Source organism: Pseudolysobacter antarcticus, assembly GCF_004168365.1.
Taxonomy (GTDB): domain Bacteria; phylum Pseudomonadota; class Gammaproteobacteria; order Xanthomonadales; family Rhodanobacteraceae; genus Pseudolysobacter; species Pseudolysobacter antarcticus.
In genome coordinates this window covers 4,629,815-4,650,263 of sequence record NZ_CP035704.1, presented here as the reverse complement: position 1 = coordinate 4,650,263, position 20,449 = coordinate 4,629,815, and the positions used below count along the sequence as shown (strand labels likewise).

The following is a 20,449-nucleotide window of genomic DNA, read 5'->3' as shown; positions in this document are numbered from 1 at the left end:
GAGCCGTTTGCAATAAATCAGCTCAACCGCGATCGCGACGACTGCGAAATTCGCCGAGACTCTCGACCACTTCACCCATCAGCGGCTCGATCGCTTCGCGCGCTTTGTCGTCGGCGTTCAACGTGGTGAACATGACTTTTTCGCTCCAGCCGCTGCCGATCATGTTGCCCGAAACGCGGTAAGCGCGAATCGCGACCTGTGCGGTATACAACGTCGAACTTTGTCCGTAATAAGTCATTTCCTGACTGCCGACCGGACGTGCGTGCACGAACACCACTGCATCCACCTTACCGACGCGTTCCAGCGTCTGCAGGATGCGCGCATATTCCGGGCGCTCGCCGCGCAACATGTGGCTGACGCGCGGCAATGCGGCTTGATCGATCACATGAAAACCAAGTCGCTTGAGGCTGGCCATCACGATCTGCTCGGCGGGTTCGGCGACCGCGCTATCGCCACCGGAGATTACCGCAATCGTCGGCACGTGCGGTTTCGGTGGCGCGCTGATCGGTGCATTCGGCGTATTGCGCGCGAGCATTTCGGCTTTCTCGTTGCGATGTTCGGCACGGCGTTCGTCGGCGATAACCGCGACACCGCTGGTGCTGACCGTCACGTTGTCACCACCGTCCTTGACGCTGACACCTTGCGCGCCAATCACCACGCTGGTAGTTCCATCCTTCACCGCAACGCCATTCGCCCCGACCATGACGCTGCTGCCGCCATCGCCAGCAATTGCGCTGCTGCTGTCGGCGACGGCTGCAGGTGCGGGTGCATTGGCGTTATTCGCGCCAGTGGCCGCCGTGAGTCCGGCATCGCCATCGCCAATCTGCGCGGTGGCGGTGGTGGTCGCAGCTACGTCGTTGGTTGCGGGTGGCACCGGCGCTGGCGGCGCGACCGGTGGCGCGGGAGGAGTCGGCGCCGCCGGTATTGTGGAAGTGACGGTTACCGCCGGCGTGCTGGTCGTGGTCGATGATGTGGACGCTGCATTGCTGGCCGCGCCCGGAATCATCGCGGCGATATTTTCGGTCAACGTCTTCAACGCCGGAATCTGATTACGGAATGCAAACGCCGCACCGCACAGACCGAGAATCAGAATCGCCGCAACCGCCCACGGTAACGCCGAGGATTTACGCTGCGGTGTGGCATTGCGCGTGAGCACCGATGCATGCACCGGTGCTGCGGCACTCGCCGGTACTGGTGTCGGCGAGACCACCGTCGCCGCGGCAGAAGAAACCGGCACCGGAGTAGCGGCACGCGGCAGCGGCACCGGCGTGATCTGCGTCGGCATACCGCCGGTGGGATACGGCGTGGGTTGCGTGCTCGGCAGCGGACGTTGTCCCGAAGCCGGCGTATTCGGACCGATCAGGCTCGACGCCGCATCCGACAACTTGATCGGCAAGTTCAACGGAGCGCCATTCGCGACCAACGGATTGCGACCGAGATCGGCAATCAGTTCCTGGCAGCTCTGGTAACGGTCGGCAGGATCCTTCGCGATCATTTTCTGCAGTACACGTGCGAGATCGGCGTCGACCTGATCGTTGAGCTGACGCACGTCCGGGATTTCCGCACGCACGACTTCGAGCATCAGGCCGAGCGGCGATTCATCGGTGAACGGCATACGCCCGGTCAGCATTTCGAACAACACGATGCCAAGCGAGAAAATATCCGAGCGCTGATCGACCGGTTTTGCCAGGCAAACTTCCGGCGACAGATAACCCGGTGTGCCGACGAACTCGCCGGTGGTCGTGAGTTTTTTCGAGATGTCGTGGCTGACCAGCGCGATACCGAAGTCGGCGATCTTGATGCCGCCGCGCTGCGTGACCATCAGATTGGCCGGCTTGATATCGCGATGAATCACGCCGCGATCATGCGCGGTCGCCAAGCCTTGCGCGGTCTGATAAATCACCTTCGCCGCCTGCTCGACATCGAGTTTGCCTTCGCGCTTGAGCACGCTCGAAAGCGCTTCGCCCTGCACGAATTCCATCACGATGTACGGCTGGCCGGCATCTTCGCCGATGAAATAAATCTGGATGATGTGAGTGTCGTTGAGCGCCGCCATGCTGCGTGCTTCGCGCAGGAAACGCTCCTTCACCGCCGGATCGTGTGCCAGCGAATCTGCCAGCACCTTGATCGCGACGTATCGATTCAGCGAATTCTCGTAGCCCTTGTAGACCACGCCCATGCCGCCGCGGCCGAGTTCGGCGACGAGATCGTAATGGCCGAGTTGCGTTTTCATCTCAAGCTCCAAGGCGCTTTGCGCCGGTTGACCGTGGTGAAATACTAGCACTGTCCGCAGCGGCATCTCGTGCGGTACTTGGCGACTGCGGCGTGTCCAAGTCGACGGTTATTATGTGATGCGTTTCACATTATGCTGCCGAATCGCATTTTCTCGCATAAATGGCAGAAAAACCGCAAGATAAAAGCTGCGGCGTTGCAGCATCCGCGCGCGTAATGCTGATGGCGTCGAGCGGGCTTGCGCGCTGCAGAACTCCGTCGTTATCTCTCCGAATCGATCATCCCGGCAATGCAGATCAACCTGAAAAACACCTCTCGGCTGCTGGCCGGCCTGACGCTGGTACTGCTTTTGCTTGCAGCCGGCCGTGGTATGGCGATGTGGGCGCATCAGCCGCTGGTCGCGCTGGCGAATAATTTCGATCAGGTGCGTTATACCGCGTGTCTGGATATCTATCCGTACCGCCCGGGCGTGGCGCCGGACCGGAACAGCTACGAAACGCCGCTGGAATACTTCAGCGCGCAGTCTGTTCCGGATCAGGCTTGCTACTGGACCTCGGAGTTGCTGTTCATCGCGCCGGTGGCATTGCTCGCGCGCAGTAAATCGACCACCGGCGATACCGCGGTGGTGTCGGTGCGCTGGGCCGGCGCGTTGCATCTGGTCGTCTGGCTGTTGTCGGGTGCGGCATTCAGTTGGTTGTGGTGGCGAGCAGAACAATCGGAGTTGGCTTGCGCCAATGCTGCTTTTCTCGCGCTGATTGCGATGGATCCGGGCAACACGATTTATCTCAACACGTTCTACGCCGAAGCGAGCGCATTGATGTTTTTGTACAGCACGGTGTGCCTCACTTTGCTCATGGCGCAACAGCCACGTCGTGGGCTGGCGATATGGCTGACGATCTCGGCATTCCTGCTCGGCATGAGCAAGTTTCAGCATCTGCTGTTGCCGCTGCTGCTGGCGATGCTGACCTGGGCCGTGGCTGCGATCAAACACCAACCTTGGCGTCGTGCGGTGCTGGCGTTGGGTATCGGCGGTGCGATCGCGCTGTGTCTTCAACTCGTCAATTCGCAGCGCGACAATAGCCTCAACAGCAACATCAATCTGGTCAATCGCACCGATGCCGTCTTGAGCGCCGTATTACCCGCATCCGCTGATCCCGCGCTGACCGCGCAACGCCTCGGCTTGGCCGCCGACTGCGCCAATTTTCGCGGCAAGTCGATCTATCAATTGCACGCCGATCCGGAAAAAGTCTGCCCCGGAATATCTGCGGTCGGCCCGTCGCGGGTGCTCGGTTTGTTGTCCAGCGAACCCGGAACGCTGGCGCGCATGTTCGCCGATGCGCCGTGTTCGATGTTGCCGTGGATTCCTGATTATCTCGGCCTGGTCGGTGATACAAAACTGGCGCCGTTGCCAGCGGAGTTTTTCAGCTTCGATCGTTTGCTCAAGGCGCCGTGGATGCCTTACATCCTGTTATTACTGCCGCTGCTCGCAGTCGTGCCGCTGACACTCGTGGCGCGCCGCGGCGATTCACCTGTAGTGTTGCTGTTCGCCGTGATGTGTGGCGCGACGGCGTGGTCGTGTCTGCTGATCGCGATCCTCGGTGATGGCCTGGTCGAAATCGCCAAACACAGCCATCTCGCATTTACTGCCGGGTTCGCGTTTGTGCTGTGCGTGCCACTGGTCTGGTTGCTGCGCCAGTTACGCGGAGCGCGCGCATGAACCTCGCGCGGCTGAATACAAAAACGCCGCGTTGGCGGATTGTCGTGATAACGATGCTGCTCCTGCTAGGCAGTGTGCGCGCTGGTGTATTGCTGCTCCATGATCCGTTGCTGGCCTACGCCAATAGTTACGATCAAACGCGTTACACCGCGTGCTTCGATCTGTATCCCGAACGCGCCGCGACTATTGCGCCGACGCAGAACAGCCCGGCGGCGCCGTTCTCCAACTATGTGTTCATCGGCACGAACGATCCGCTCTGTTACTGGTCGTCCGATCTGATCTTCCAAGCGACCAGCGTCGCCATTTATCGATTGGTCGAACTCGGCGACGGCCATGTCGCGCATTCGGTGCGGGTGATCGGTGTGCTGCGTTTGTTGGCGTTGCTGGTTGCGTGCATATTGCTGAGTCGCGCGTGGCTGCGCCGTGATCGGCCGTGGCTGGCGATCGCCAATGCCGCGCTGTTGCCGCTGCTTTTCGCCGATCCGGCCAATACGCTTTATCTGAATACGTTTTATGCCGAATGGACCGCGCTGCTGGCGCTGTATGTATGCATCAGCCTGATCTTGATGTATTGCGAAAGTCAACGAAGCAGCAAGCGTTTTTGGTGGCTACTACTGACGGCTTTGCTGCTCGCGACGAGCAAGATCCAGCACATTTTCTTGCCGCTCGCGCTGACCGTGGTGGTTATGGTTGTGGGTCGCTTGCACGGCATGCGTTGGTGGCGCTGGCAGAACGTTGCATTGCTGCTCGGCGCGTTCGCCGGGTTGTATTTTCAATTCGTGCAATTGCAGCGCGATGGCGAAATGATGCAGACGATTCGGCAATACAACAGCGCCGATGTCTTGCTCACCGCGCTGCTACCGGCGTCGTCCGATCCGGTCGCGGCCGCCGCGCAATTGCAGATCGATCCGAGCTGCCTGCAATACATCGGCAAGGCCGCGTGGCAATTGCCGGATCTACCGAATCACGCGTGTCCGGGCCTGATCAATTTCACACGCGGACGCGAACTCGCAATGCTCGCGCAACAGCCGCTGACGTTCCTGCGCATCTGGTGGCTCGGTGCGCAGAATCTGTCGCCGTGGATGGCCGACAATATCGGCCATGTTGAAGGCGACGAGTTTGCCAAGTTGCCGACCGACTGGTTCAGCATGAGCCGTGTGCTGGGCGCTAGTCGCATTCTGCTGGTCGGAGTGTTTCTGCTGCCGAGCGCGGTAACGTTGCTGATGTTGTTGTATCGGCGTTGGCGCAGCTACTCGCAATTCCTGTTGTTCACCGCGTTGATAGCGATGACGCAGCAGACGACCTTGCTGATCACGGTGCTCGGTGATGGCTTGGCCGATACCGCCAAGCAAGGTGGCCTAGCCGTCAACGCAGGCATTGCCTGGTTATTGGTCAGTGCGATCCTGTTGATCGCACGGATCGCGGCTCAGCGTACGCCGACCACACCATCGATTTCGACCAGCAACTCGACGCGACAGACGTCGCCATAAAGCAGTAGCCACGGCGTACCGGCGGGAAGCTGCGCGTGCAGGCCGGCTTCGACCACCGTCCGATCCGCCGAGTCGCGCACATAAATTTTCAGCACGGCGCGGCTCAAATCGGCTGCGGTGCCGTGCTGCGCCGCGCTGCGGAACAGCACGTCGAGATTGGTGAATATTTCATCGAGCTGCGCGGCGCAATCGCCGGCGTGTTGCGAGACGTGGCCGACCACGGCCGCTGTGCCCGACAAATGCAATTGCGCCGGCTGCGTTGGCGCGAGCAAGGCGCGCGCGAATCGCGGCGGCCGTGGCCCGTACTGGCGCGGATAACGATACGCGCTGAGTTGGCGCGGATTTTCCAACGCAACACCGGAGCAGCGCGCTGCGAGCCAATACACCTGCAGAATCTTCTGGCCATCCAGACGGCCAATTGCGGTCGCGGCCGGATAGTCGTCGCCGAAGAAACCTTCCATGCCCGCCGCGCGTCCGGCGCAGAACTGCTTGTAGCGTTCATCGTCGCCATCGCCTTCGGTAATCGCGGCGAGATAATTCCATATCCGCAACACGTGTGGCGTCGCGCTGCCCGCACAAAAATCGCCAAGGGCGCGATACGCCGCCAAGCTGGCCGCATGAATTCCGCCGTGTTCGGCCTCGTTCATTTCGATCACACCGAACAGATATTCGCCATCGCTGGCGTAGCGGATCGCACCGCGGCGACCGCTGCTGACGTTGCCCGACACACGCCAGACCTCGAACAGATTTTGTCCGGGCGACTCCAGCGGCACCTGCAGATAACGCGGATCGATATCGCCACGCGGCGCAGCAGAACCAAATCCGAGCACCGCCAGCACATTCGGTTCGGCCAACAGCGTGGCCGGCGCGACTTCCTCGTAACTTACAGTCAGCGCCGCGAGCTGCGCGCGCACGGTTGCACTCACGAACTGGACTGCCGCAGGCGCGCCGTGGCCGCACGCAATTGCGCGTTGACGATCAGCGAAGGAGTAAGTCTGCGGTAAGTCACGTCGCGTAAAACCTGTGCCGCGGGCTAATAAAAGGTCGCACATGATACATTACAAGACTCTAAGGCGCCCGTTGCGGGCTGGCCTCGAATTACCGGATGTTTATCGATGCCACTACAAACTCCCGCCGAACACGAACTGGCCGAATTGCTGGTCACCAGTCTGAATCTCGATGAGGTGAAAGCCGCCGATATCGATCCCGATGCAGCGCTATTCGGTGCCGATCTCGGTCTCGATTCGATCGATGCGCTGGAATTGTCCCTCGCCGTTTCGCAACGTTACGGCGTGCAATTGCGTTCGGACAATAGCGACAACAAGAAGATTTTTTCGTCTCTGCGGGCGTTGTCCGCGCACATCCAGCAGCAACGCGCGGCCTGAGCGGCATGCGCCTGCGCGCAGGCCTGACCGTGCTGCTGGCCGTGGCTTATCCGTTGCTCGCGCATCTCGGCGCGCTATTGCACAGCGCGGTTCTTACCAGTGGCGCGGTGCTCGTTTTGCTCACCGTACTTTTTTCTGCCGGGCTCTGGCACGGGCGCATTGCTGCGTGGCTCGGCTGGATCGTGCTATGTGCGGCGACGATCGGCTTGAGCCTGCACGGTCACGCGCGTCTGCCGCAATACGCCGTGCCGGTGCTGATCGATGGTTTTGTGGCGTGGCTGTTCGGGCACACCTTGTGGCACGGCCGTGAACCGTTGATCGCCGGCATCATCCGCATCGTCGATGGCGAAGCAATGCTGCAGGATCCTGCAGTGCGCAATTACGCACGACGACTGACTTTGTTGTGGACGCTGTTGATGAGCGCGCTGGCGCTGACTGCGCTGACTCTCGCGCTGTTGTTGCAGCCGGATGGACTGCTCGCATTGTTCGGTATCGCCGCGCCGTTGCCGGTCAGCGCGGCGCAGTGGAGCTGGTTCGCCAACGTCATCAATTACGTCTTGGTCGGTGTCTTTTTTGCGCTTGAATTATTCTGGCGCCGGATTGCGCTGCCGCAGGCGCCGCGCCGCAGCCTGCGCGAATTCGGCCTGCGCATCGCCATGCTGTGGCCGCAATTGCTTCGTGGTGGCGCGGTTGATTCGAGCGGACGACACCATGCCGATTGATACCGCGTTGAATCCAGCTAGCGTTTTTCGCGACACGATCAAAATCGCCGCCGACCACCCGAGTTTGCCCGGACATTTTCCGCAGCAACCTGTGGTGCCCGGCGTGGTACTGCTCGATCAAGTCGCCGCCGCGCTGCAGCGCTGGCGTGGTCTGCAGATCGAACAGCTGGTGCAGGTGAAATTCGTGCAACCGTTGTTGCCGGATCAATCCGCCGACTTGCTGCTGGAGTCGCGTGCTGAGCGTTTTGTATTTGAAATCCGCCGCGATACGCAATTGATTGCGAGCGGATTGATCATGGCGAGTTTGCCTGACTTGGAATCCGCCACATGACGCAGTGGCGCGGACGTCCCGAAGGTGGCGGTCACTTTGCGTTGTGGCTGATCCGCAGCATCGGCCTGCATGCGGGGCGTCGTGTCGCGCGTCTGATCCTGTTTCCGATCACGCTGTATTTTGTGCTGCGTCGCGGTCCCGAGCGTCGCGCTTCGCGAGCGTATCTCACGCGTGTTTTCGGGCGGCGACCGAACTTCTGGCAATTGCTCGTGCACGTGCACTATTTCGCCAGCACCATCCTTGATCGCGTATATCTGCTGAGCGGGAAAATGCAGCATTTCGATCTGCGCGTGCACGGGCTAGAAGAGCTCGATAGCCAGGTCGATCGTGGTTGTGGCGTGTTGCTGCTTGGTGCGCATATCGGTAGTTTCGAGGCGTTGCGTGTGCTCAGCCAGCAACGCCCGGAAATCCGTCTGCGAGTGTTGCTCGACAAGCAGCAAACCCCGGCGATGACCGAATTGCTGCATGCGTTGAATCCGGAAATGGCCGCCAGCGTGATCCACGCCGGACAAGACAGCACCGCCGTCGTGCTGGCGATGCGCGAGGCCGCCGAACAGGGCGCGCTGGTCGGCATACTCGGTGATCGGGCGCGCGGACAGGAGGCGACGCAGCGGGCGACCTTGTTCGGTGGCGAAGCGGAATTTCCGGTCGCGCCGTACCAGATTGCGGCGGTGCTGAAGCTGCCGCTGGTGCTGGCGATCGGGCTGTATCGCGGCGGTAATCGCTACGATCTGCATTTTGAAGTGCTGCACGAATCGCTGCGCATCGAACGTCGCCAGCGCGATGTACAACTGCAAGCGTGTGCCGCGCAGTTTGCCGCGCGATTGGAGCATTATCTGCGCATCGATCCCTACAACTGGTTCAACTTTTATGATTTCTGGAACGAGAAGCTCGAAGCGCCTGCTGCTGCCGCTGGCGATACTGGCGTGCAGCCCGGCGAGCGCGCTTGATGCGCCGACGCTGATCGCTGCGCTCGCGCACTCGCCGCCGGCGACCACGCGATTTGTCGAGGTCGGTTTTGTCAGCATGCTCGATCAACCGTTGCTGTTGCGCGGTGAGCTGACCTGGCGCGGCGATGCGCAGCTGGAAAAACGTATCGATTCGCCGTATCGCGAAACCACGATCATCAACGGCGAAAATGTCGAAGTGCGGCGCGATAAAAAAAGCCCGCGCCAGTTCACGCTCGATCGCGCGCCGGAACTGCGCGGTTTCCTCGCCAGCTTCACTGCCCTGCTATCTGGCAATGCGGTATTGCTACAGCAATATCACACGCTTGCCTTGAGCGGTGATGAACATGCCTGGCGCATCACCCTGACGCCACGCGATGCGGCGCTCGGCAAACGCATTCGCAGCATCGATGTGTATGGCAGCGAGACCGCGCTGCGCTGTTTCAATGTGCAGCAAACCGATGGCGACAACAACGTGCTGCTGGTCGAACAACTCGCCAGCGCCAAGCTGCCGGCGGCGTTGACCTTGCCGCATATGAATGCGCTGTGCAGCGGAGCGGCGAATTGAAATTCGCCCAGCGCGTACCGTTGTTGATGGTCTGGTTGCTGGCGCTCGCCGCGCTCGGCTGGTATGTGCAGCGCAACCTCATCGTGAGCACCGATCTGCGTGGTTTCATGCCGCCGGCACAAACCGCGGATCAGAAATTGTTGCTCGATGAAATCGGTGAAGGTCCCGGTTCGCGTTTGCTCATGCTCGCGCTCGACGGCGCGCCGGAACCGCAGCTCGCCGAACTTAGCCGTGGCCTTGTGCAGGCGCTGCAACACGATGCGAATTTCGTGCAGGTGATCAACGGTGCATTCGATACCGCTGCGCTGGATGAATCGCTGTTGCCCTATCGATTTTTATTGTCGCCGACGCTTGATCAAAACCACTTCGATGCCACGTTTTTGCGTGCCGAATTGGAGCAGCGAGTCGAGGACCTCGGCTCGCCAGCCGCAACGCTTTTGAAGCCGTTGCTCGCGCGCGATCCGACCTTGGAAATACTCAAATTGGCGGAACGCTGGACGCCACCAAAAGCGCCGACTGTGCGCGAAGGCGTGTGGTTTTCAGCGAAGGGCGAAGCCTTGCTGCTGGCGCAAACCAAGGCCGCCGGTTTTGATCCCGCCGCGCAAGCCGTTGCCATTACCGCGATCGAAAAAGCGTTTCACGCATTGCCCAATATCGGCAGCGCAAAACTCGGCATGAGCGGCCCGGGTTATTTCGCGGTTGGTGTGAATGCCCGCACACATGACGAGGCCGAATGGATCGGCCGCATCAGCAGCGTCGGCTTTGTCCTGCTGATGTTGTTCGCGTACCGCAGCTTCAGTGTGCTCGCGCTCGCGGCGCTGCCGATCGCGAGCGCGGCGCTGGCGGGCATCGCGATGCTCGCACTGACGTTTGGCGGCGCCCACGGCATCACTCTGGCGTTTGGGTTTACCTTGCTCGGCGTCGCGCAGGAATATCCGATTCGTCTGCTCAGTCATCGCCGCGCCGGCGAAACTGCGCTTGCGAGTGCGCGCGGCTTGTGGCCATTGTTGCTCACTGCGATCGCGTCGGCGTGCATCGCCTACCTCGCATTTTTTGCGTCAGGCGTGACCGGTTTGCAGCAGCTTGCGGTGTTTACGATCAGCGGCCTGCTCGTGGCGGGATTCAGCACGCGCTATCTGCTGCCGCGCGTGTTGCCGGAGCGCTTTCGCGACGCCGCCGATACGCCGGGCCTCGCGCGCATCTGGCGCTGGCTGGAGAACCTGCCGCGCCCGCGATGGTTGCCGATCGTCGTCAGTGTGATTGCCGCGGCGCTGTTGTGGTTCGCGCCCGCGCCATTTTGGCAGGACGATCTCGCTGCACTCACACCGATTCCGCAACAACAGCTCGTGCGCGAAGGCGAGTTGCGTACCGCGCTCGGTGCGCCCGACATACGTTATCTGCTGATCCTGCAAGCGCCGAGCGCTGACGACGTATTGCAATTATCCGAGCGCATGACGCCGCGTCTGGATGCATTGATCGCGGCGGGCGCGCTCGATGGGATCGAGTTGCCGAGTCGATATTTGCCGAGCATCGCGGTGCAAAAAACGCGACAAGCCAACTTGCCGGATCGCCCAACATTGGAAGCCGCGTTGCTCGATGCGCAACACGATCTGCCGTTTCGCGCTGGCCTGTTTGCGCCGTTCGTCGATGATGTCGAAACCGCACGCAAACTTGCGCCGCTCACGCCGCAACAATTCCGCACGTCGCCGCTTGGTGCGAGGGTCGATGCGATGCTCAGCGAGCATAACGATCACTGGCTCGGCCTCGCCACCTTGATCGGCGTGCACGATCCGGCAAAACTTGCGGCGCTGGAAAGTGAAACCCACGGCAGCGTGCGTTTGCTCGATCTGAAGGGCGCGTCGGAATCACTGCTGATCGCCTATCGCACGCGCATCTTGTGGGCGCTTGGCGTCGCGATTTTGCTGCTCGCGCTGACTGTGACGATTGCCCTGCGCAGCGCGCGTCGGGTCTGGCATGTGCTCGCGCCGATGACTCTCGCGACCGTGCTGGTGCTGGCGGTGTTGCGCGCGAATGGCGTGTCGTTGTCGTTGTTTCATCTGGTCGCGCTGACGCTCGCCGCGGGGCTTGGCCTGCACTACGCGTTGTTCTTCGAGCGGCCCGTGCGTGATGCGGCCGAAGCGCGTCGCACCTTGCACGCGACGCTCGTGTGTGTGGTTTCGGCGCTGCTGGTTTTTGCGCTGCTGGCATGCTCGACCTTGCCGGTGCTGCGCGCGATCGGCCTAACCGTGAGCCTCGGCGTCGCGTTCCATTTTTGTTTGTCGATCCTCATGGCGTACGAACGCCAGACCCCCGCATCGGAGCCGCGCGATGTTGCCTAAATCGGAATGGAGTCAACTGATTCCGCATCAGGGCGCGATGTGTTTGCTGGATCGCGTGCAGAGTTGGGATGGCGAACGTATCCACGCACTCAGCGATTCGCATACGCGTTTGGATAATCCGCTACGCAGCGATGGTTTACTGCGCGCGGTGCATTTGTGCGAATACGGCGCGCAGGCGATGGCTGTGCACGGCGCGTTGCAGGCGCGCGAAAAAGGTGGCGCGGCACAACCCGGTTTATTGGTCGCGTTGCGCGACGTGCATTTGCATGCGATCCGAATCGACGACTTGCCGGATGCGCTCGATATCGTCGCCGAAAAACTCATGCACAGTGCGTCGAGCTGGCAATATAAATTCCGTATCACCCATCGCGAAATATTGCTGGCAGAAGGACGCGCCACCGTGATGTTGCGCGACGATACCGCCAACGATGCTGGAGCAGCTCATGAATAATCCCGCGCAGAATAATCCCGTGCGTCGCGCGTTAGTCACTGGCGGCAGTGGCGATATCGGCAGCGCGATTTGTCAGGCACTCGCCGCCGATGGACGCCACGTTATCGTCCACGCGCATCAAGGCAGCGAACGTGCTGACGCGGTGGTCGCGGCGATTCGCGACAATGGCGGTTCCGCCGAAACCGTGAGTTTCGATCTGACCGATGCCACGGCCACGCGCGCGGCACTCAACACGTTGCTGGCCGACGGCCCGATTGCGATCCTCGTGCACAACGCCGGCATCCACGACGACGCACCGCTGGCGGGCATGAGCGATGAACAATGGCGGCGCGTGATCGATATTTCACTGCATGGATTTTTCCACGTCACGCAACCGCTGCTGCTGCCGATGGCGCGTTTGCGCTGGGGCCGCATCGTGAGTCTGTCGTCGGTCGCGGCGGTGCTCGGCAATCGCGGTCAGGCCAACTACGCCGCTGCGAAATCCGGATTGCACGGTGCCTCGCGTTCGCTCGCGCGCGAGATGGCGTCGCGCGGCATCACGGTGAATGTGGTCGCGCCGGGCGTGATTGCCGGACGCATGACTGCCGACACATTCACTGCCGAACAGATCAAGCAACTCGTGCCCGCCGCGCGCGCCGGCACGCCACAAGAAGTCGCCGCACTCGTGCGTTTTCTCAGCAGCGAAGACGCCGGTTACATCAACGGCCAGGTGATCGGCGTGAATGGCGGTATGGGCTGATCGCCGCGCTGTCGTCGGTGAAAATTCACACGGCGAAATGATCGTCGTAGACTTTGCGCTCCTCGAACGGAGTTGCCGCCATGCTTAACACGTTGCTGATGTTCGCCGCGCTTGCTGGCGCCGAACCGGCCGTTGCCACCGATCCATTGCAGCCGCTCGCATTTCTGGTCGGTGCATGTTGGGCTGGCGATTTCCCGAAGGATGGCGGTCGCGATACGCATTGTTTCGAGCCGATGTTCGGCGGCAAGTTTGTGCGTGATCGACACGTCGTGCGCGGCAAGCATCCCGACTATTCCGGCGAGACCATTTATTCGTGGTCGTCGAAACAAAAGCAGATCCAGTTCAGCTACTGGAGCAGCGATGGCGATGTCGAAAACGGCGTGGCTACACCCGTAGCTGACGGATTCGATTTCCCCGAGCATCACCTGACCGAACCCAAGGAAATCACCATGCGCGCACGCTGGCGCAAGCTCGATGCCGATCGCTACGAAGCGATCGAGGAGCAGAAAGACGGTGCTACCTGGAAGACGATGTGGAAGGTTGAATATCAGCGTGTGCCGGCGGTGAGTCCGGATAGCGGCGGGCATTGATTGCCGCTTGCAGGCAGGCATAAATGTTGAATCAGCCCTGCGGCGACTCGCGCAGTGTGGAATGAAATAGCGCATTGAGGCTGGAGATTGCATTGGGCGGATGCGGGTGTTCGGAGCTGTAGGTTTCGAGGCGTTGCAACTCGGCTTCGATGAAGGTGTTGATGCGGGTTATCGGTTCGGAGAGGCCCAATTCCGGCGCCGCACGTTTTTTTTCTAGCAGCAGCGCGATGTCGCGCAACAGATCGTCGTGACCTTCGATCAGATGCAGCAGTTTCTCGAACTCGATCGGCGCGGCCGAACCGTAACGTTCGATCCAGCGCACCGACAGCAACGGGCGCAGCGCATAAAAATATTTCTTCAACGGCACCGAATCCGCTCGCAGATAACCGCGGTAGTTGGTTTTCGCCATGCTGCGGTAGTGATGGATGCCGCGCTCATTCGAGTAGACCGCCGGCAACAGCGCGCGGGCGCCAACGGCAAAGCCACCGGATTCAATGTATTTGATCGGCGACTGTATCCATTCGACAAATGCCGGATTCGATTTCCAGAACAGGCGTAGCGCCTTGCGCAAGTCCCAGCCGTTGAGATCGATGTCGTCGGTGATGTCGTACTCGATCACGTCGCGACGTTCTTCGAGATCCACGGCCAGATACCAGTCGGCAGGGCGGGCGTAGATAAAACGAACATCAAAGTCGCTGTTCGGCGACGCAAATCCCCAGGCACGACTGCCCGACTCGATGGCCAGAACGATCCGCACACCTTGGTCTTTCTCGGTAGCCGCGAGGCGGCGCATGATTTCTTGATGGATATCGGCTGGAATCATTGAGCATGCCTGAATTATGGTGCGGAGCTATTTAACGGCCATCGTCTTGCATGTTATTTGCTTATACGCATGCCAGATCACCCTGCTAGTCGGTAATCTGATTTGAAGGAGATTTGGTTCGATCAAGATATAGCTTCCGGCCCTGGATTTCGCACAGGGCGACCATTTTATCCAGATCAGTGGGTCGGATGAGCGGCGCAGCCGCGTTATCCGACATTCACTAAGGTTAATTGCCACCATCGCGTCTCGGCTGTTCGTCGTTCTATCGCCGCAAGGCTTAGCGCATAACCACCTTTTGAGGTGGCGATTTGCCGGCATCTACGCGGTGCAGCTTACGCGCTGGCCGTCGTATGATTCGGCGCAGGCCACGGATCGGCCCAGGCCGGAATCAGTTTCAGCGTATCGAGCCAGCGCACGATATGCGGGAATGCCTGCATCGGCATCTCCGATTCGCGCCAGTAGTGCGCCATCGACGCGAGCTGGAAATCGGCGATGGTGAGCCGCTCGAACGCGACGTAGTTGCGGTCTTGCAGATGACTGTTCAGCACCTTGGCAAACTTGTTGAAGTCGGCGATGGATGACTTCAGCAACTCATGATCCGGCGCGCCTATGCCGAACGTCGACTTCACCACGTGCTCGAAATAAAACGGCGCCACTGCCGGCGACCAGTGACCATCGTTCCACGACAACCAGCGCAGCACTTCCACCTGTTCGCTCGGATTGTGCGCCGGCCACATGTCGGAACCCGCCTTGATGCACAGATAGGCCATGATTGCCGACGCCTCCCACAACACCAGATCGCCATCCACAAGCGTCGGCACTTTTTTGTTTGGATTCAGCGCGACGTATTCCTGCGCACGCAATCCGCCGGCCATCAGATCCATTTCGACGAGCTCGGCGGCGATGCCAAGATGCTTGACCAGCGCCAGCACACGTCGTGGCGCCTGCGCCTTGATCCAGTAGATTTTCATGAGCGTGTTCCGTTGATTAGGCGCCGCTACTTTCCACTGGCGCCACGTTGAAATCAATCAGCAGTCAGTTCATCGGCAAAAACCAATCGAACGGTGACCGGGCAGGGTGACTTTTCAGAGAATTGCGGCACGGGAAGGTTTCGCTGGCGAGAAAATTCGGAATGGTTCGTTCCACTGCAAGAAGTGCTCACTCTTGCACCGTGGAGACGATGTCCTTGAAGAACGCATTGACGCGACGTGCAACTTGTAAATCGCCATAGGCGCCAGCCGTGATCACTACCGCCATATCCAAATCAGGCGCGACAAAAAGTCGTTGGCCGCCATTCCCAAACGCCGCACTCCACGCGAGTTGTTGGCCTTTCCATTCCACGGTGCCCGTCCACCATTGATAGCCATACTGCATTCCATCAAAGCCGGTGCTGATACGTGGCTGCAGAGCGGCTGTGATCCAATCCGCCGGAACAATTTGTTGACCCTGCCACTGGCCATGGTTCAGCACCATGCGGCCGATCTTGGCCATGTCTCGGGGGCGCATGCGCAACCCGCTATTGGCCATGGGCCGACCATGCAAATCGGCGACCCACTCCCAATCAGTGATGCCCAAGGGCTCAAACAGCGCCTTTCGCGCGAAGTCCTTCCAGGGTGTTTGAGTGACCCTCGTGAGAATCTCCGCAAGAACGACCGTGCCGCCACTGTTGTAGTTGAATGTGCTGCCTGGCGCGACCACTACAGGGCGACTCAACACAAAACGGTAGGGCGACCGTTTCCACGCAAGGCGATCCTCGTCGTTTGGAAAACCTCCCCCCTCACTCCACTCAAGCCCGCTGCTCATCGTGAGCAGATGTTCCAGGGTGATGGCCTTGAGTTCGGGTGTCGCTAAATCTGTGTACACCGGATAGAAGTCCAGTACCGGCGTTGCCAGGCTCTTGATCTTGCCCTGCTGCTTGGCAATACCTAACAGTAGACTGATGACGCTCTTGCCCACGGAGCGCGTGTCATGCATGACCGTGGGGCCAAAATCTTTTTCGCGTGCGAAGAGACTGTACTGTGATTTGTCCTTGCCCCGCCGATATAGCTCTGCAACCAAGCGCCCATGCCGTTCAACAATAACGCTGTGTATGTTGGTTTCCCCACTCATCATGCGTCCAAGCAACGCATCAAGTCGTGCGGCATCAAAACCCGATTTTGCCAATTCTTCTCTTTCCCACCCATCATCAATGATCGCTGGAACGGCATATTGCGTTTCCGACGTATGCCCAACGATAGGTAGCAAGATCAATGGCAACGCGACAAGGCACTGAGTAAAAATACAAGCAAAACGTGCAACCAAATTGCATTGTGAAATCACAAACTGCTCCAGTGCGATCTGCGTATCGGCATATTGAATGATTGCTTGGCGTTCAAGCCCAGTGTGGTCTTAAAGTTCGAGTTGAGCCGCGGCTCGACGCAAGTGATGCTTCCTGAAAGGCATCCGTTCGATGGAGGGGTCAGGTGCCTGCGACGCGCGAGACATGCTCGTTCACCAAGGACGCCATTCCCACTGACTGCGCATCGTCGCGGGCGAGCAATCCGGCGACGACACCGAGCTTGTCGGGTTCTGGCCGGTTCTGACTGACCTTCCACTTTCCGACCAGCTTTGCGATCGGGATTTCAATGCCAACGATCGCGTTCAGCAGTTGTTCGATGAAGTCTTGCGGGGCGTCGGATACCTTCCACGGAAGCGCTCGGCCGGCTTCATGCGTGTTACTGAGCTGGGTGACGTGTTGGAGCAACCAGTCACGGTCTTCGATGGTGCGCGGCACCCCGTGTGCATGAACGACGACATAGTTCCATGTAGGGACGGCCTTGCCATGCTCGTGCTTGCTTGGATACCAGGATGGCGTGATGTAAGCCTCGGAACCTTGGAAGATGACTACGGAATTGACCGTGGTCGAGAAGGACTGCCAGACACGATTGCTGCGGGCGACATGCCCGATTAGCGTGCCATGTTCCCCGCGAGAAGAATCGAGGAGAAATGGGATGTGGTTGGCGAGAAGTTCTCCATCAGCTTGGGTCACCCACGCACCCAGCGGATGGGACTTGATCAGCGAATGCAGGACAGCAGCGTCTGTTTCTTCGTGATGCTTGGGTACGTACATGGAATTTCAGGGTTGTGACTGAGGGGGCGAACGCTTGAGCGAATAGTCAGCCAAAGCTTACACGCGAGTCGTGACGACGCACAATCGAAGGATCCATCGCTTCGGCTTGAATGAATTGTCAGACGCTGATCGCTGCTTGGAGAGCGGCCTCAGCGTGCAGTGTCGCGGTATCAAATAGCGGCACTTCGCAACTCTTCTGATCAATCAACAGCGGTATTTCCGTACAACCGAGAATGACGCCATCGGCGCCATCAGCCACGAGCTGGTTGATGATCTCCAAATAGGACTGCCTAGACTGCTCGGTAAAAATTCCTCTCACCAGTTCTTTCACAATAATGTCATGGACTATCGCTTGATTAGCTAGTGTTGGTACGACTGTTGAAATTCCTGCGGAAGACAGATGGTTTTTGTAAAACTGTTCGGCCATTGTGAATTGTGTCCCGAGCAGACCAACCCGCAACAGGCCCGCTTTGCGTATCTCGGCTATTGTTGGTTCCAGAATATGCAAAAGCGGCAGATCTGTCCCATCCTGCACTTGGTCAAATACTTTATGCATGGTGTTTGTGGCGATCACCCCTAAATCAGCACCCGCATCTTTAAGCTTATTGGCGATATTTGCGAGATCTTTCGCGATCAAATCCCAACGGCCTTGAGCGCGCCAAGCATGGTATTGCTCAAGGTTGACGCTATAAATAATGATCTCCGGATAGCCACAGTCGCCGAATCTGGCTACATAGGATCGGGTGATATGTGAGTAATAGCTGACGGTCGATTCTGGACTTAATCCGCCAATGATCCCAATTTTTTTATGGGCTTTTTTAATCATCTAATTTCCAAAAACAGGAATGCCTGGCGGCGGCTAACGAGGTTAAAAAAAAGTTTGTTGACGTTTGGACCCAGCCTAGTCTTCGATCGGGCCGCTCTCGTTGCCGCTCGGCAGCAAAATCGTGGCGACCGCTATCACCTCGCCCTCGTGAATCGTGATCTGCAGTTCGCTCCGGCGAGAAAGACGATAGGAGATCATCTGCATCGGTTTGCCGCTTGCGGCGTTGGTGCCGACGTTCTTGGTCTTGTCCGGCTTGCCGAATCTGGCTTCAATTTCGGCAACGGTGAGATCGACCAGCGTTCGCTGCCAATCCATCAAGGTGGCAACAGCCGCGCGCGGCTCCGCGGGAAGTTTTTCAAGCGCAGGAAACCGATCCGGATTGGCGCTTGCCACCACGCTAGCTGCGATGCTGATGGCGAACAGAGCGTAGCGAAGTATTTTCGACATGGGTTGAGATCTGCGTGAGTGACCGTGGACGGAGCAAGCTGACATTTGATTTTAACGGATCGCGCTAACGCGTCCGCTTCTACGCAGAATCAGGCCGAACGATTGCCGAGATCGAAACGAGCCGCGGCGGGACAGAGAACGGCAAGCACCACCGCGATGAGGAAAAGAGCCAGCACATCGCCGTACAAGTGGCCGATATGTTCCGGGTTGCTCAGCGCCTGCACCGCCATGATGAGGCCATGCACCACGCTCGACCAGATCGTGAAAGAGATGAGGCTCAGGTGCCGCGCCGGGTCTTTCGCCGCGATAAAGAGGAACACGCCCAGCGTCGCGTAGATCCCGATGATCATCTGCAGATAGTGCGATTGCGCCGCGCTCCACGCCCAGCCACTGGGCCAAAGGATGGTGAGTGGATAGACGCCAAAAACCAGAACAAGACCAAGAACACGCAGCGCGAGCTGCAAGTAGCTGAGACCCGTGGTTTCGTTCATCAGGGTGTCTTTGGTGAGGAATGGGTAGAGTTCGTAGGTCGGATGAGCGGCGCAGCCGCGTTATCCGACAATTGCAGGATAAATCCGCGTCACGAGAATTACGATCGTCGCATACGGGGCTCCGCTCGCTGTCAATCGTCGGAAGGCGCTGTGCTTTTCCGACCTACGCGCTTGCTCGCAAGAATCGAAAGGATCAAGGGCGTTGGCGATGGCGCACGCACAAGGCGATCGTCACGCACACGCACACACACACGCACACGCACACGCACCGCATGTGCGAACGCGTCGACAGCGCCGAAGGCCGAGCGAATTACGCACGGCGCTTCGCCACCGTCGACCCGTGTTCGGCAACCTACGTCACAATAAACGCCTCAACCGCTTCACGCTGCGCGGCCAGAGCAAAGTCGACTGTCAATCGAAGCTGTTCGCCCTCGTGCACAACATCGAGAAATGGGCTAACTATCCTTCTCGAATGATGAGTTGGGCAATTGTTCGTTACATCACTGCTGCAATAAATCATCAGGAACAACATACCGACTACCGTCATAACTCAGAATTTTTCCATCTACAATTAAATCTGCAAAACCTTTGTGACGTGTTTTTGCAATATCAACTGTTATTAGTTGATTAGTCTGATTTTGTTCGCATTCATTTTTTTCATTACACTCTTCGCTGCTTGCACTATAACCAATGGCAAGTTTTTCCAAGATGGGTCGAATTCTGTTTCCTTCAGTAACATACAAATTTAATGAATAAAGAGTCTCTCCTGCATGATAGTGAGGCCTGTATTCAGAAGAGCGTATGCCAAAGGCCCTTACTTTTGGGGTCAACCAATATCGCCCTGTATCAATCGACTCGATATTGAAAGAAGTATCTCCTAGTTCTCCTTGGCTTAAAATATGTCCACTGTTTATATCGATCAGATATATCTGGTGATCCATCACCAGGAAGGATTTTCTGGTCTCATTTGGTTTCGATTTGCAAATCGATCCTATCCACGAGTCTGATTGATCTCCTTTAGATTCCAAAGCCTTCTTTGCAAGATTTTCACAAGCTTGATCGGCTAAGCATATCGAAGCGGAAAACATCATCGTGATCGCAACTAGCGTTTTAAGCATTAATGAACCTCAAATATTTTTCGCCCAACGCTGGAGTTGAGCGGCGGCTTACATCGGGGCCGCGCAGGCCTTACAGTAAAACGCCAGGGTCTGCGCGGCCCTGATGCCCGTCCGCCTTGAACGA

21 protein-coding genes and 1 pseudogene are annotated in these 20,449 nt (G+C 58.7%); 12 read left to right on the top strand and 10 right to left on the bottom strand.

The window, feature by feature from the left end:
• Window positions 1-22: 22 nt before the first annotated feature.
• Entirely contained in the window at window positions 23-2,233 is a 2,211-nt protein-coding gene (locus ELE36_RS19970) for a serine/threonine-protein kinase (protein WP_165371708.1), read from the bottom strand.
• Window positions 2,234-2,470: 237 nt separating this feature from the next.
• Here ELE36_RS19970 and wsfD (ELE36_RS19965) point away from each other — a divergent pair, with 237 nt between their 5' ends.
• A complete protein-coding gene (gene wsfD / locus ELE36_RS19965) occupies window positions 2,471-3,949 on the top strand; it encodes a glycan biosynthesis hexose transferase WsfD (RefSeq protein ID WP_129836427.1) in 1,479 nt (492 codons plus the stop codon).
• Window positions 3,946-5,439, top strand: a complete 1,494-nt coding sequence (gene wsfD, locus ELE36_RS19960; protein ID WP_129836425.1) for a glycan biosynthesis hexose transferase WsfD — start codon at window positions 3,946-3,948, stop codon at window positions 5,437-5,439. The genes wsfD (ELE36_RS19965) and wsfD (ELE36_RS19960) overlap by 4 nt, the downstream gene beginning before the upstream one ends.
• Here the strand turns inward: wsfD (ELE36_RS19960) and ELE36_RS19955 are convergent.
• Window positions 5,376-6,365 (bottom strand): chorismate transformation FkbO/Hyg5 family protein, encoded by a 990-nt coding sequence (locus ELE36_RS19955; RefSeq protein WP_242512318.1) that lies wholly within the window; start codon window positions 6,363-6,365, stop codon window positions 5,376-5,378. The two genes, wsfD (ELE36_RS19960) and ELE36_RS19955, sit on opposite strands and share 64 nt — an antisense overlap.
• A 189-nt stretch (window positions 6,366-6,554) precedes the next feature.
• On the opposite strand from ELE36_RS19955, the gene ELE36_RS19950 reads away from it, so the two are divergent.
• The 9 genes from ELE36_RS19950 to ELE36_RS19910 all read left to right on the top strand — a co-directional run bounded on the left by ELE36_RS19950 (window position 6,555) and on the right by ELE36_RS19910 (window position 13,511).
• Window positions 6,555-6,824, top strand: coding sequence for a phosphopantetheine-binding protein (locus tag ELE36_RS19950; RefSeq protein ID WP_129836423.1), 270 nt, complete (start codon window positions 6,555-6,557; stop codon window positions 6,822-6,824).
• A 5-nt stretch (window positions 6,825-6,829) separates the two neighbouring features.
• The gene (locus ELE36_RS19945; protein WP_129836421.1) at window positions 6,830-7,546 is read left to right on the top strand and encodes a COG4648 family protein; all 717 of its coding nucleotides are present in this window, start codon (window positions 6,830-6,832) and stop codon (window positions 7,544-7,546) included.
• Window positions 7,536-7,877: an ApeI family dehydratase gene (locus ELE36_RS19940; RefSeq protein ID WP_129836419.1), complete on the top strand. Its 342-nt coding sequence runs from the start codon at window positions 7,536-7,538 to the stop codon at window positions 7,875-7,877. Before ELE36_RS19945 ends, ELE36_RS19940 begins: the two co-directional genes overlap by 11 nt.
• Entirely contained in the window at window positions 7,874-8,827 is a 954-nt protein-coding gene (locus ELE36_RS19935; RefSeq protein ID WP_129836418.1) for a lysophospholipid acyltransferase family protein, read from the top strand. Before ELE36_RS19940 ends, ELE36_RS19935 begins: the two co-directional genes overlap by 4 nt.
• Window positions 8,748-9,392, top strand: coding sequence for a LolA-related protein (locus ELE36_RS19930; RefSeq protein WP_129836416.1), 645 nt, complete (start codon window positions 8,748-8,750; stop codon window positions 9,390-9,392). Before ELE36_RS19935 ends, ELE36_RS19930 begins: the two co-directional genes overlap by 80 nt.
• A 26-nt stretch (window positions 9,393-9,418) precedes the next feature.
• Window positions 9,419-11,731 (top strand): MMPL family transporter, encoded by a 2,313-nt coding sequence (locus ELE36_RS19925; protein ID WP_129837058.1) that lies wholly within the window; start codon window positions 9,419-9,421, stop codon window positions 11,729-11,731.
• The gene (locus ELE36_RS19920; RefSeq protein WP_129836414.1) at window positions 11,721-12,182 is read left to right on the top strand and encodes a hotdog family protein; all 462 of its coding nucleotides are present in this window, start codon (window positions 11,721-11,723) and stop codon (window positions 12,180-12,182) included. Before ELE36_RS19925 ends, ELE36_RS19920 begins: the two co-directional genes overlap by 11 nt.
• A complete protein-coding gene (fabG, locus tag ELE36_RS19915) occupies window positions 12,175-12,921 on the top strand; it encodes a 3-oxoacyl-ACP reductase FabG (protein ID WP_129836412.1) in 747 nt (248 codons plus the stop codon). Before ELE36_RS19920 ends, fabG begins: the two co-directional genes overlap by 8 nt.
• An 80-nt stretch (window positions 12,922-13,001) precedes the next feature.
• On the top strand, window positions 13,002-13,511 hold the full coding sequence (locus ELE36_RS19910) for a hypothetical protein (RefSeq protein ID WP_129836410.1): 510 nt from the start codon (window positions 13,002-13,004) through the stop codon (window positions 13,509-13,511).
• Window positions 13,512-13,542: 31 nt separating this feature from the next.
• On the opposite strand, the gene ELE36_RS19905 is transcribed toward ELE36_RS19910, so the two are convergent.
• From ELE36_RS19905 to ELE36_RS19875, 7 genes are all read right to left on the bottom strand, one after another.
• The gene (locus ELE36_RS19905) at window positions 13,543-14,334 is read right to left on the bottom strand and encodes a nucleotidyltransferase domain-containing protein (RefSeq protein ID WP_129836408.1); all 792 of its coding nucleotides are present in this window, start codon (window positions 14,332-14,334) and stop codon (window positions 13,543-13,545) included.
• Window positions 14,335-14,666: 332 nt separating this feature from the next.
• Window positions 14,667-15,305: a glutathione S-transferase family protein gene (locus ELE36_RS19900; RefSeq protein ID WP_129836406.1), complete on the bottom strand. Its 639-nt coding sequence runs from the start codon at window positions 15,303-15,305 to the stop codon at window positions 14,667-14,669.
• Window positions 15,306-15,492: 187 nt separating this feature from the next.
• A complete protein-coding gene (locus tag ELE36_RS19895) occupies window positions 15,493-16,653 on the bottom strand; it encodes a serine hydrolase domain-containing protein (protein ID WP_207215828.1) in 1,161 nt (386 codons plus the stop codon).
• Window positions 16,654-16,792: 139 nt separating this feature from the next.
• Window positions 16,793-17,443, bottom strand: a complete 651-nt coding sequence (locus ELE36_RS19890) for an FMN-binding negative transcriptional regulator (RefSeq protein ID WP_129836404.1) — start codon at window positions 17,441-17,443, stop codon at window positions 16,793-16,795.
• 118 nt (window positions 17,444-17,561) lie between these two features.
• Window positions 17,562-18,269 (bottom strand): aspartate/glutamate racemase family protein, encoded by a 708-nt coding sequence (locus tag ELE36_RS19885; RefSeq protein WP_129836402.1) that lies wholly within the window; start codon window positions 18,267-18,269, stop codon window positions 17,562-17,564.
• A gap of 75 nt (window positions 18,270-18,344) precedes the next feature.
• Window positions 18,345-18,716, bottom strand: coding sequence for a hypothetical protein (locus ELE36_RS19880; RefSeq protein WP_129836400.1), 372 nt, complete (start codon window positions 18,714-18,716; stop codon window positions 18,345-18,347).
• 89 nt (window positions 18,717-18,805) lie between these two features.
• Window positions 18,806-19,207 (bottom strand): DUF6632 domain-containing protein, encoded by a 402-nt coding sequence (locus tag ELE36_RS19875; protein WP_129836398.1) that lies wholly within the window; start codon window positions 19,205-19,207, stop codon window positions 18,806-18,808.
• A gap of 208 nt (window positions 19,208-19,415) precedes the next feature.
• On the opposite strand from ELE36_RS19875, the pseudogene ELE36_RS21235 reads away from it, so the two are divergent.
• Window positions 19,416-19,598, top strand: a pseudogene (locus tag ELE36_RS21235) (hypothetical protein); the annotation flags it as partial.
• Between the two features lie 109 nt (window positions 19,599-19,707).
• Here the strand turns inward: ELE36_RS21235 and ELE36_RS20895 are convergent.
• On the bottom strand, window positions 19,708-20,325 hold the full coding sequence (locus ELE36_RS20895; protein ID WP_242512317.1) for a PA3715 family protein: 618 nt from the start codon (window positions 20,323-20,325) through the stop codon (window positions 19,708-19,710).
• Between the last annotated feature and the right edge of the window lie 124 nt (window positions 20,326-20,449).